This is a genomic window from Pseudomonas sp. 39004 (assembly GCF_028682155.1).
Lineage (GTDB): Bacteria > Pseudomonadota > Gammaproteobacteria > Pseudomonadales > Pseudomonadaceae > Aquipseudomonas > Aquipseudomonas capeferrum.
Map to the genome: position 1 here is coordinate 19905 of NZ_JANIAG010000013.1, position 12223 is coordinate 32127.

Consider the following 12223-nt stretch of genomic DNA (forward strand, 5'->3'; position numbering starts at 1 on the left):
GGAGATCGGGTGAGGGCGGCTAGGTGCTTGTCTTTGGTTTTTACAGCGCCTATGAGATCGAGCGCCGCCCGCGCGGCGCTCGATGTACGCCCCACCACTAATCCCACGACAGGCACCTGGCAGCCCTTACCCAAATAACAATTAACCATCCAGTTACTTCACCCGAACTAATCCCCTATAACTAATATGGCGTGTCGCCATATCAACTTTATATGTCCCCTGCACGATAGTTACGAAATCCCTGAACTAATTATTTGTCCTCAGCGATTCCACCGTCTGCCCAGCATCACCAGAATGCCCGCCCTCAATTTGAACCGTCAGCCTGACGCGATGGCCACAAAGTTGGCCACGGGGGCTGTCGGCCAGCCTATGGCCCATTGCCTGGGCTGATGCAACCCACACCGAATGCTTGGAAAGGAAAGTGTCATGGGAATGACAAGGCGTAAGTTTTTGATTGGCGGCGGCGTCGTGGCCGCTGCGGCGGGTGCGGGTATTCTGACGCCCATGCTGACCCGCGAAGGTCGGTTGATCCCGGGCAAACCGCGCTTCGGTTTTGTACAGGGCACCGAGGGCACGCTGCCCAAGCAAGCAGACGTGGTCGTCGTTGGCGCTGGCATTCTGGGGCTCATGACCGCGATCAACCTCGTCGAGCGTGGCCTCTCCGTCGTTGTCGTCGAAAAGGGTGAGATTGCCGGCGAGCAGTCGTGCCGTTTCTATGGTCAGGTCATGACCTACAAGATGCCTGATGCGACGTTCCAGTTGCACCACCTGGCCAAGCAACGCTGGCGTGAAATGAACGCCAAAGTAGGTGCGGATACCAGCTATCGCACTCAAGGCCGGGTCGAAGTGCCTTTCGATGAAGAAGACCTGGAAGGCGTCAGAAAGTGGATCGATCTGAAAACCCGCGAAGTCGGCTCGGACATCCCCTTCAAGACGCGCATCATTCAAGGCAATGAGCTCGATCAACGGCTGCGCGGTTCAGCCTCCAGCTGGAAGGTCGCAGGCTTCGAGGAAGACTCCGGTAGCCTGGACGCCGAGCGCGCGTCGTACGTCATGGCCGAGTACGCCAAGAAAATGGGTGTGCGTATCTACACCCACTGCGCGGCAAGGGGCCTGGAAACCCAGGCAGGTGCCATCTCTGATGTGGTGACCGAGAAGGGCGCCATTCGCGCGTCTCGCGTGATCGTCGCGGGCGGTGCCTGGTCCCGCTTGTTCATGCAGAACCTGGGCGTCGACGTGCCAACCTTGCCCGCCTACCAGTCCCAGCAAATCATCAGCGCTGCGCCCCGGGCACCGGGTGGCAACGTTGCATTGCCGGGGAATATCTACTTCCGCGAGCAGGCTGACGGCACCTACGCCACCTCGCCGCGCGTTGTCGTTGCTCCGGTGGTCAAAGAGTCGTTCATGTATGGTTACAAGTACCTGCCACTGCTGGCCATCCCCGACTTCCCGGTACACATCTCGCTGAACAAGCAGCTGATCGACTCGTTCACTCAGCCAACCAGCTGGAGGCTGGATGAGGTGTCGCCGTTCGAGAAGAACAGGCTGATGACCGCGGCCCCTGATATTCCAGAGCTCGATGCATCCCTGGCCAAACTCAAGGTCGAATTCCCTGCCTTCAACGACTCGAAGCTGATCGATCAGTGGAGCGGCGCCATGGCCATCGCCCCGGATGAGAACCCCATCATTTCGACGGTCAAAGAGTACCCAGGCCTGGTCATCAACACCGCGACCGGCTGGGGCATGACGGAGAGCCCGGTGTCCTCCGAGTTGACGGTTGACCTGCTGCTGGGCAAGGCGCCAGTGCTTGATCCAGAGCCGTTTAGCTTGTATCGATTCTAAACCTGCTACGACAATGGAATGACCCGTGCACGCGTCATCGATGCGTGCGCATCACCCTTGGTAATCATTTAGGAGAAACACATGAAGGTCGCTTTCAAGACCGTTGCTGCATTGGCCCTGACGATCGCCGGTGCCGGGAGCGTTCATGCACAGGATGTTGTGCGCCATAGCGCAGGCAGTTTCCCCATTTCGGCCGCTGTGGAAGTGCCTGCTGGCAAGACAGTCGTTTACCTGAGCGGCTCCGTTCCGTCGGTCATCCACCCCGACGCCGCCAAGGATTCGCTGGAATCCTTCGGTGATACCAAAGCGCAGACCATCAATGTGCTTGAAAACATCCAGAAGCAGCTCAAAGACCTCGGTCTGGGCCTCAAGGATGTGGTGAAGATGCAGGTATTCCTGGTAGGCGGGCCGGAGAACGGCGGCAAGATGGACTTCGACGGCTTCATGGCCGGCTACACCCAATTCTTCGGGCCAGCGGCCAAGCAGCCAGTACTGCCTGCCCGCTCGGCGTTCCAGATTGCAGGCTTGGCACACCCAGCCTGGCGCGTCGAGATCGAAGTCACGGCGGTTCGTCCCTGACATGATCGTTGCTTGAAGCAGGCGTGGCCCAGCCACGCCTGCCTGCGTACCTTGCCTCAGCGTGGGTTGACCACGGCAGCCGAGGTGCGCAGCACCAGCAAGGCGCCCAAGGCGATCACCAACGACAACAAGTAGAGCGCCAGGCTGGCGCTTTGAGTGTTGTCGCGCATCCAGCCGATCAGGTAAGGCGCGACAAACGCCGCCACGCTGCCCAGCGAGCTGATCAGGGCCAACCCCGGCGCCAGTATCGGCCCGGCCAGGTAGGCCGGAGGCAATTGCCAGAACATCGGCAACGCACTGCTGGCACCCATGCCGGCAATGGCCAGGCCCGTCATCACCCACAGCGGTGACTGCGGCTGCAGGCCGGTCAGGGTCAACCCCACCGCGCACATCAGAATCGGCACGCACAGGTGCCAGCGCCGCTCTTTGTGGTGGTCGGAAGAGCGCCCCACGGCAATCATGAAGAAACACCCGGCCAGATAGGGCAGTGCACTGAGCAGGCCGATCTGGCTGTCGTGGGCAACGCCCGCGCCGTGGATCAGGGTCGGCATCCAGAACGCCAGGGTGTTGACCGCCAGCATGACCGCGAAATAGATCGCCACCAGCAGCCAGACCTGGCCATTGGCAAAGATCCCGCGCCAGGAACTGATCTGTTTGCGTGCTTCTTCACGGGCCAGCGTCTGGCGCAGGGCGTGCTTCTGTTCGTCGCTGAGCCAGCGTGCGTCTTCGATGCGGTCGTCCAGCCGCGCCAGTATCACCAGGCCCAAGGCCACGACCGGCAGGCCTTCGATCAGAAACATCCACTGCCACCCGCGCAGCCCGGCGGTGTCTTGCAGGTGTTCGAGGATCCAGCCCGATACCGGGCCGCCGACCACGCCGGCCATGGGGACTGCCAGGGTGAACAGAGCGGTGATCGAGGCCCGGCGCCCGGCCGGGAACCAGCGGTAGAGGTAGACCAGAATGCCCGGGAAGAAACCGGCCTCGGCCACCCCGAGGCCGAAGCGCAGGGCATAGAAGCCGTGGGCGCTTTCAATCAGCAGCATGGCGCTGGAGAGCAGCCCCCAGGTCACCATCATCAGGGCGATCCAGCGCCGTGGGCCGAGCTTGTCGAGCACCAGGTTGGCCGGCACGCCGAACATCGCGTAGGCGACGAAGAACAGCCCGGCACCCAGGCCGTAGACGGTGTCGGAGAACTGCAGGTCGTTGCTCATCTGCAGTTTGGCGAAGCCGATGTTGATGCGGTCCAGGTGGGCGAAAACGTAGCTGATCAGCAGCAGCGGCATGATCCGCCAACTGATCTGGCGGTGGGTATTGGCAGTGCTCTGCGCGTGTTGCAGAGACTCGACGGTCTGGCTCATGGGGTTACCTCGAAGGGCAGGTGCAAGGGGGTCACCAGAGTTTCAGGGTGTAGCTGAGGATCAGCCGGTTCTCGTCCATGTCGCTGGCGTAGCTGGAGCGATAGGCCGCGTTGCGCCAACGCACGCCCAGCCCTTGGAAGTAGCCGGCCTGGATGACGTAGGCGATGTCAGTGTCGCGTTCCCACTCATGGCCGTCGGCCGCGCGGGTGCGGATATCGTCGCCGCGCACGTAGCGGGTCATGAAGCTCAGCCCGGGTAGCCCGAGGGCGACGAAGTTGTAGTCATAGCGGGCTTGCCACGACACTTCGCCGGCGCTGGTGAAGGTGCCGATCGTGACCAGGTTGGCGGTGTAGGGCGGGGTGTAGCCGTTCAGGGTAGGGAAGGCATCCTTGCCGTACATGCGCTGGTAACCCACGCCGACCTTGTGCGCGCCGACGCTGAGGGTGCTCATCATGTTGAAGTTGCGGTTGTCGACGCTGCCGGCCTTGGCAGTGCCGGCGCTGGTGCTGTCGAAGTAACGCAGGTCGGTGAGCAGCGACAACCCCGGCCCTAATGGCAGCGTGTGCACCAGGCCGTAGAAGTCTTGCCGATACACGTCATGCAGCTCGCCGCGAAAGGCACTGGCGATCAAGCCGTGGCCAACGTCATAGCTGGCGCCCAGTACATCGAAGGCGCCGCTGTCGAACTCGGGGCTGCGCCCGGCCAGGTACATGCGGTCGCTGCCCGACGACTCACGGGTGCGCGAGCGCCAGAGCTGCCCGGCGGTCAGGGTCAGCCGCTCGACGTCCTGCGATTGCAGCAACGCGCCATCGAACGTCTGGGGCATCAGGCGCATGTCATCGCGAAAGACCACGGGCAGCGTCGGGGTGAGGATGCCGACATCGAGGCGGGTCTTCGACACCCGCAGCTTGCCGGTGACGCCCATGTGGCTGAAGTCGTCCACCGGCCGGCCTGACTGCGAACCGAAGGGCAGCGTGCCGTCGCCGCTGCGGCCGCGTCCCGAGTCGAGCTTGACCCCCAGCAGGCCCAGGTAGTCCAGGCCAACGCCGACCGGCCCTTCGGTGAAGCCCGATTGCATTCGCAGCATGAAGGCTTGCGACCAGTTGCCGACCTGGGAAGCCTGGGCCCCGTGCTGGCGATAATCGCGGTTCTGGTAGAAGTTGCGCAGCTCCAGGCTGCCCTGGCTGTCGCCGATGAAGTCGGCGCGGGCGGGCAGTGGCAAGGCCAGCGCTGCCACCAGCGCCAGGCGCAGGCAGGTGATAGCCGGTTCAGGCTTGAACATGTGATGTCCCTTTTATTGTTGTTATGGACGGCGGCCAGCGCTGCCTTCAGCCCACCTTGCGGCTGTCGTGCTGGCGCTCGGCATCGGCGCGTTTCTTCAGGTAGAGGCGGGTGGCGACGGCAGGGGCGTCGCTGGCCACGGATATTTCGTAGTGATGGTCGTCGCGGTCGTCGAGCGCGGCCTCCAGTGCACCGAGGCCTTCCACGTCTTCGTTGAAGGCGGCGAACAGCTGCTCGTGCATGTACTCGCCCAGGGCTTCGTCGTGCTGGGCGAAGTCGCGCCCATGGACGATGAAGTAGTGCAGGCTGTTGGCGGTTTCCGGGGTCAGGATATGCGCGGTGCGGATGTGGAACTGCTGGCGCTGCTCCAGCGGCTGGGCGCTGTCGTAGAAGGTCACGCTGACCCGGTGCAGCCCCGGCGAAAGAAACTCCGACGTGGCGATGCGTGCCGCGCTGGCGCAGCCTTCCAGCCCTGTGGTCTTGCCCCACACTGGCGACAGGGTGGTAGGCACCACTTCGCGGATCAGGGTGTAATGGCCTTCCTTGAGGTCCAGCTTGTAGGGCGCGCTGGCGTAGTCCGGGGTGCCGATGGTGTTGGCATGCAGGAAGCTCAGGTGGGTCAGGTCCATGAGGTTTTCATGCAGGCTGACGTAGTTGCCCGGGTGATGGAAATACCCGGAGGTGCAGGCCCAGGCCGGGTCGTCGATCCATGCCTGATGGGGGATCTGCGCCGCGTCGGCGAGGGCTTCCTCGCCCAGCCAGATCCACAGCAACGGCCCTTGGCGCACCAGCGGGTAGCGGCGTACGCCAATACCACGTGGGCAGTTTTTCTGTGACGGCACCTCGGTCAGGTCGCCGGCGGCGTCGTAGCGGAAGCCGTGGTAGCCACAGACGATAGTGTCGCCTTGCAGATGGCTGCGCGAGAGCGGGAACGAGCGGTGCGCGCAGCGGTCTTCCAGGGCGACCGGCTCGCCTGCCTCTGTGCGGTACATCACCACGCGGCGGTCGAGCAGGCGCCGGGCCAGCAAGTGCCGGCCGACTTCATCGTCAAAGGCGGCGACATACCACTCGTTGTAGATGAACGGGGTTTCGCGGTTGGCCATCGGTTCACTGGCTTTGCGGGCATGCGCAATCAGGTTGCTGGTGGGCAGTGACATGGGGATGCTCCTTGAAAAAGGGTGAGGCGGTTCAGAGGTCCAGCACCAGGCTGTCGCCCAGGGCACGCGAGACGCAGATCATCAGGCTCTGGCCTGCGGCCCTGTCGGCATCCGAGAGGATCAAGTCGCGGTGGTCTGGCACGCCTGCGCAGACGCGGGTCTGGCAACTGCCGCAGATGCCGGCTCGGCACGAAAACGGCAGCTCGATGCCGTGGGCCTCGAGGGCTTCGAGGATGCTTTGCTGAGGGGCGACCCAGATGCTGCGGTCGCTGAGGTTCAGGTGCACGGTGAAGCCACTGTCGCCCTCGGTGCTGGCCGGTGCGGCGCTGAAGCGTTCGATGTGCAGGCGTTCGGCGCGTGGCCCGGCAGCGGCTTGCAAGGCGTCGAGCATCGGCGCTGGCCCGCAGGCGTACAGGTGCTCGTCATCGCGCAGGGTGTCGAGCAGTTGCGCGGTATCCAGACGGCCGCCTGCTTCGTCGTCGAAGTGCAGTTGCACCCGGGCAGGGTCCAGTGCGCGCAGGGTTTCGTAGAACGCGGCGCGTTGCCGGTTGCGGGCGCTGTACACCAACCGCCAGTCCTTGTCGTGCGCCTGGCACCAGCGCAGCATCGCCAGTATCGGGGTGATGCCGATGCCGCCCGCCACCAGGCAATAGCGTTGCAGGTGCTCGTCCAGCCCGAAGTGGTTGCGCGGCAGGCTGCAGGCAAGGGTGTCGCCCAGGCGCAGTTGCTGATGCATGAAACGCGAGCCGCCGCGGCTATCAGGCGCCAGGCCCACGCCGATCAGGTAGCGGTCGCGTTCATCGGGCGCGTTGAGCAGTGAGTAGTGGCGCGGCAGGTCGCCTGCGACGAGGATTTCCAGGTGGGCACCCGCGCTGAAGGGCGGCAGTGCCCGGCCATCGTCTGCACGCAGCTCGATCAGTGCCACGTCCTTGGCTTCTGCGGCGTAGCGCGTGACGCGCAGGTTCAGTGGGTGCTGGTTCATGGGTGTTCCCGATCATTGTCGTTGTCGGGGCCAGCTTACGGACGCGCGTTTGCCAGGGCTGTCACCCGTGAGGTGGACAAGGTCGTGGATTGGCGGCAGACTGATAGTTAATAGGTTAACTATTTATCGGGCGCTGTTCGCCCGAGCCAATAACAATAAATATCCGAGTGCCGCCATGATTCGTCTCAGCACCCCACAGGCATCGACCTTGCCCGCGCAAATCCGCGCTTTCAGCGACCTGACCCGCACGTTGGGCACGCCTGGCTTTCCCGCTGCGTTGCTGGACTGCCTGGGCCAATGGGCGGCCTGCGAGCATTTTTCCGTATTGCGCATGGACGGCGCGCGGCCGCAGCTGCTGGCGGCCGGCACCCGCCACCCTGACGCCAGCCTGGTGCTGCGCTGCGGCCAGGCTTACATCGAGCACTACCATCGTTATGACCCCTTGTTCGAGCCGTTGAAGGAGGCCCCCGGGCAGGTCGGCCACCTGCTGGCCCAGGACATCCGCCATGGGCCCTACCGCGAGGCGATCTACCAGCGCAATGGCATGATCGAACGGTTGTCCAGCGTGTACCTGGACGAACAGGCGCGCCCGGTGCAGTTCAACCTCTACCGGCACCACGATCAGGGTTTTTTCAACGACCAGGAATTGCAGATGTGCGAAGCGCTCAGCCCGGCGCTGCTGCAGCTGTTGCGCGGGCACCTGGCGCTGAGCGGCCTGAACCCGGTCAAGAACCCTCAGCAGCAGTTGCTGCAGCGCTGCCCCGAGCTCACCACGCAAGAGTTGAACATCTGTGCCCGCCTGCTACAGGGCATGACCCATGCCGGCATCGCCGCCGACCTGGGCATCAAGGAAAGTACCGTGAAGACATACCGTAACCGGGCCTTCGACCGGCTAGGCATCCACTTTCGCAGCCAGCTGTTCGCGTTGTTCTCGGCCCAGGGGTAGGGCTGCCCTGGCAGCACGATCAAATGTGCTTGTCGGGAGATAGGGGGATGGCGGCTAGGTGCCGGTCTTGGGTTTGGAGGTGGGGCGGATATCGAGCGCCGCCCGCGCGGCGCATCGCGACGCAAGGCCGCTCCTACATTTGTTTCGGGCCAGTCATGTCTGTGCCAGCGCGCGCGAGCCCTTGTTTGTACGGCGCAAAATCGAGGCGGGCGCCAAGGGGCCGCGCGCCAATGCTTCAGGCATAACTGGCCCGAAACAAATGTAGGAGCGGCCTTGCGTCGCGATGCGCCGCGCGGGCGGCGCTCGATCTCATAGGCGCCAAAAAACCAAGTCATGCACCTGGTCCCCCAACCCTGTCCCCTAAGCCCTGCGAGCGCTATGCCCAGCCTCCCGCTCGGCCACCAACCCCCGAATCCGCGGAATCAACACTTGCCCATACTCCACCGCATCGCGCAGCTGATCGAACCCACGGAACAGGAAGGTGCTAACGCCCAACTCGTAGTACGCCAATGCCGCCTCCGCCACCTGATCCGCCGTCCCCACCAATGACGTGGAGTTACCAGCGCCACCCCCCAGCGCGGCGATCTCGGTCCACAACCGGGTGTCATGCACCTTGCGCTGGCTGGCCAATTGCACCAGGCGCTCGGAACCGGCGTTGCTCTTGCCGAAGTTCTTCTCGCGGCGGTTGCCCTCGCGGATGCCGATGCGCGTCTGGGCATCGGCCAGAATGCGCTCGGCACGGGCCCACGCCTCGTCCTCGGTCGCCCCCAGGATCGGCCGCAACGACAGGCTGAAGCGAATGTGCTTTTCGCGCCCATAGCGGGCCGCAGCTTTGCGTACCTTGGCAATACGCTCGCGCACCTGCTCCAGCGGCTCGCCCCACATCATGTACACATCCGCATGCTTGGCCGCGACTTCAACCGCGGCATCCGAAGCACCCGAGAAGTAGATCGGTAGCTGCTGCACGGGCTTGACCAGGGTCAGGTTGTCTTCGACACGGTAGTGCGGGCCGTGATGGTCGAATGGCTCGGTGCGGGTCCAGGTGTCGCGCAGCACCTGCAGGTATTCGTCGGTACGGGCATAGCGGGCATCCTTGTCGAGGAAGTCACCGTCACGCTGCAGGTCACCGCTGTCACCACCGGTGATGACATTGATCGATGCGCGGCCACGGCTCAACTGGTCGAGGGTGGCGAACTGCCGAGCCGCGAAGGTGGGCGCCTGGAACCCCGGGCGGTGCGCCACCAGCAGGCCGATGCGCTCGGTAAGCGCGGCGACGTAGCTGGCCAGGATCAGCGAGTCCGGGGCACTGGTGTTGACCGCCAGCAGCGCTTTGTCGAACCCGCCGTACTCCTGGGCCTGGGAAAACGCCTTGATGAAATCGAGATCGACCAGCGGGCCACGTGGTGCCTGTGATTCGCTGCCTTCCTGGGGGCCGATGAGGCCAATGAATTCGAGACTCATGGAACAAACTCCTTGTTGTGCTGGGTTCAGGCAACCGCAGTCTGGCTGCGGCGCAGGGTGTGGCGTTTCGGCGACATGTCGAAGCCGAAAACGCTTTGGGAAAGCGAAACACTTCATGCTGCAGTTCTATTGCCAGGGATAGCCGCGATCAGCTCGCGGGTGTACGCGCTCGACGGCCGCTCGAACACCTCGGCTACGGTGCCTTGCTCCACTACTTGACCATGACGCAGCACCAGTACCTGGTCCGCCATGCTCGCCACCACCGCCAGGTCGTGGGACACCAGCACATAGGCGATGCCCAGCTCGCGCTGCAACTCATCCAGCAACGCCAGGATCTGCGCCTGCACCGAGACATCCAGCGCACTGACCGGCTCATCGAGCAACAGCAGCTCGGGTTGCAGGGCCAATGCTCGGGCAATGGCCACCCGCTGGCGCTGGCCGCCAGACAACTCGCGGGGCAGGCGGTCAAGGTAGCTGACCGGCAGGTGCACGCGTTCGATCAGCTGGCGGGCCGCCTGTTCAAGCGCTGGGCCCTTGAGCAAGTCGAATGACACCAGCGGCTCGACGATGCTGTCGAACACGGTGAAGCGCGGGTCCAGGGCGGCGAACGGGTTTTGCTGGACCAGTTGCATGCGCCGACGCAAGGGGCGAAACGCACGCCAGCCATGGCCGGTGACGTCCTGCTGGTCGAACAGCACCTGCCCTTGGCTGGGCGGCTCCAGGCCGAGTGCGATGCGTAATGCGGTGCTCTTGCCAGACCCTGATTCGCCAACGATGGCCAAGGTCTGGCCAGGGTGCACCTGCAGGCTGAGGCCCTGCAGGGCGATGAAACGGTTGTCCTGCCCCTTTACCCTTGGCAACTCGAACGTCTTGCCGACCCCTTCCAGGCTCAGCAGTGGCCAGGAATCCGGTGCCAAAGGCCGCGCTCGGCGGCGATGGGTGAAGGCGGGCGCTGCGCCAAGCAGGTCACGCGTATAGGGATGCTGGGGAGCCTGGACGATTTGCCGAGGTGGGCCCTGCTCGACCAGTTCGCCTTGTTTCATCACCAGCAGACGGTCGGCGCGGTCGGTGGCCACGCCCAGGTCGTGGGTGATGATCAACAGCGAGATGCCACGTTCGGCCACCAGCCGCTGCAGGTGGTCGAGGATCTTGCGTTGCACTGTCACGTCCAGCGCGCTGGTGGGTTCGTCGGCGATGATCAGGCGCGGGTTGCCGGCCAGGGCGATGGCGATCAGCACCCGCTGACGCATGCCGCCGGACAGCTCGTGCGGGTACTGACGGGCACGCAGAGCAGGGTTGTCCAGGCCGACCTGGCCGAGCAGTTCCAGCACATCGGCATCGATGCTGCGAGTGCGGCGGCCCTGGGCCAGCACCAGCGCTTCGCCGATCTGCTGGCCGATGCGCAGTGTCGGGTTGAGGCTGACCATTGGGTCTTGCGGCACCAGGCCGATGGTGCGGCCACGCAACTGGCGCTTTTGCCGTTCGCTGGCACGTGCCACGTCGATGCCGTCGACCCACAACTGGCCACCCTCGACCCGGGCGCTGGCCGGCAGCAGGCCGAGCAATGCAGTGGCCAGGGTCGACTTGCCCGAGCCGGATTCACCGACGATGGCGACCGTTTCGCCGTGGGCCAAGGCAAACGACAGGCGTTTGACCGCCTGGGTGGTATGGCCACCGGCGTGGTAGCTGACGCTGAGGTCGCGCACGACGATCAGGGGGTATTCGCTCATCGGTGGTTCTCCTCGAAGCTGCGGGCCAGATGGTTGAGGCTGAACACCACGGCGACCACGAACAGGCCAGGCAGCAGCGACACCCAAGGGGCGGTGATCAGAAAGTGCCGGCCATTGGCGATCAACGTGCCCCATTCCGCTGCGGGTGGCGCTGCGCCGAAGCCCAGGAAGCTCAGGCCAGCGGTGGCCAGGATCGCGGCACCGAAGTCCAGGGTGGCGAGCACCGCGACCGGGCCCCAGGCATTGGGCAGGATGTGCCGCAGCAGCGTACGGCCCCAGCTCGCACCGCCCAGGCGCGCAGCTTCGACATAGGGCAAGGTCTTGACCCGCAGCACCTCGGCGCGGGTGGTGCGGGCGAAGCCTGGGATGATGCCGACGCCGACGGCAATCGCCACAGGCACCGTACCGAAGCCGATGGCGGTGACGATGGCCAGGGCCAGCAGCAGGCCGGGCAGGGCCAGCAGCACATCGACCACGCGCATGATCAGCGCATCGATGCGCCCACCGGCGAAGCCGGCCAGTACCCCCAGGCCAAGGCCACCGGCCAGGGCGATGCCGACGGCCAGCAGCGCGGCTTGCACCGACAGGCTGGCGCCATACACCACGCGGGTGTACAGGTCGCGGCCCAGTTCGTCGGTGCCGAACCAGTGCTCGGCACCGGGCGCGGTCAGCTTGGCGGCGGGTGACGTGGCGTAGGGGTCGAAGCTGGTCAGCCAGTGCGGTACCACGGCGCCGACCAACGCAAACAGCACCACCAGCAGCGCCAGGCTGAAACCTGGGCGCGTCAGCAAAGGCGCCAGTGCCTGGCCAAGGCGTTGCACGCGGCTGCGGCGCTTCCAGGGCGTGGCGGCTGCGGCGGCACGAAACAGGCGGGTATCGGTGGTCAT

The 12223-nt window shown here is 64.5% G+C and carries 10 protein-coding genes; 3 read left to right on the forward strand and 7 right to left on the reverse strand.

The window, feature by feature from the left end; translation table 11 throughout:
* Positions 1–426: 426 nt before the first annotated feature.
* Positions 427–1842 (forward strand): NAD(P)/FAD-dependent oxidoreductase, encoded by a 1416-nt coding sequence (locus tag NP534_RS04080; RefSeq protein ID WP_033698595.1) that lies wholly within the window; start codon positions 427–429, stop codon positions 1840–1842.
* 81 nt (positions 1843–1923) lie between these two features.
* On the forward strand, positions 1924–2421 hold the full coding sequence (locus NP534_RS04085) for a RidA family protein (RefSeq protein WP_033698594.1): 498 nt from the start codon (positions 1924–1926) through the stop codon (positions 2419–2421).
* A gap of 56 nt (positions 2422–2477) precedes the next feature.
* On the opposite strand, the gene NP534_RS04090 is transcribed toward NP534_RS04085, so the two are convergent.
* The 4 genes from NP534_RS04090 to NP534_RS04105 form a co-directional block, all read right to left on the reverse strand.
* Positions 2478–3704, reverse strand: a complete 1227-nt coding sequence (locus tag NP534_RS04090) for an MFS transporter (RefSeq protein WP_443201071.1) — start codon at positions 3702–3704, stop codon at positions 2478–2480.
* Positions 3705–3810: 106 nt separating this feature from the next.
* Positions 3811–5061: an OprD family porin gene (locus tag NP534_RS04095; RefSeq protein WP_274097851.1), complete on the reverse strand. Its 1251-nt coding sequence runs from the start codon at positions 5059–5061 to the stop codon at positions 3811–3813.
* 46 nt (positions 5062–5107) lie between these two features.
* Positions 5108–6217, reverse strand: a complete 1110-nt coding sequence (locus NP534_RS04100; protein WP_258713788.1) for an aromatic ring-hydroxylating dioxygenase subunit alpha — start codon at positions 6215–6217, stop codon at positions 5108–5110.
* A gap of 31 nt (positions 6218–6248) precedes the next feature.
* On the reverse strand, positions 6249–7199 hold the full coding sequence (locus NP534_RS04105; protein ID WP_274097852.1) for a PDR/VanB family oxidoreductase: 951 nt from the start codon (positions 7197–7199) through the stop codon (positions 6249–6251).
* A gap of 175 nt (positions 7200–7374) precedes the next feature.
* Here NP534_RS04105 and NP534_RS04110 point away from each other — a divergent pair, with 175 nt between their 5' ends.
* Complete coding sequence (locus NP534_RS04110) at positions 7375–8145, forward strand: helix-turn-helix domain-containing protein (RefSeq protein WP_274097853.1); 771 nt, start codon at positions 7375–7377, stop codon at positions 8143–8145.
* Positions 8146–8505: 360 nt separating this feature from the next.
* Here the strand turns inward: NP534_RS04110 and NP534_RS04115 are convergent, their stop codons facing one another.
* The 3 genes from NP534_RS04115 to NP534_RS04125 all read right to left on the reverse strand — a co-directional run bounded on the left by NP534_RS04115 (position 8506) and on the right by NP534_RS04125 (position 12223).
* Positions 8506–9606: an LLM class flavin-dependent oxidoreductase gene (locus tag NP534_RS04115; RefSeq protein WP_274097854.1), complete on the reverse strand. Its 1101-nt coding sequence runs from the start codon at positions 9604–9606 to the stop codon at positions 8506–8508.
* A gap of 113 nt (positions 9607–9719) precedes the next feature.
* Positions 9720–11336 (reverse strand): dipeptide ABC transporter ATP-binding protein, encoded by a 1617-nt coding sequence (locus NP534_RS04120; RefSeq protein ID WP_274097855.1) that lies wholly within the window; start codon positions 11334–11336, stop codon positions 9720–9722.
* A complete protein-coding gene (locus NP534_RS04125) occupies positions 11333–12223 on the reverse strand; it encodes an ABC transporter permease (protein WP_274097856.1) in 891 nt (296 codons plus the stop codon). The genes NP534_RS04120 and NP534_RS04125 overlap by 4 nt, the downstream gene beginning before the upstream one ends.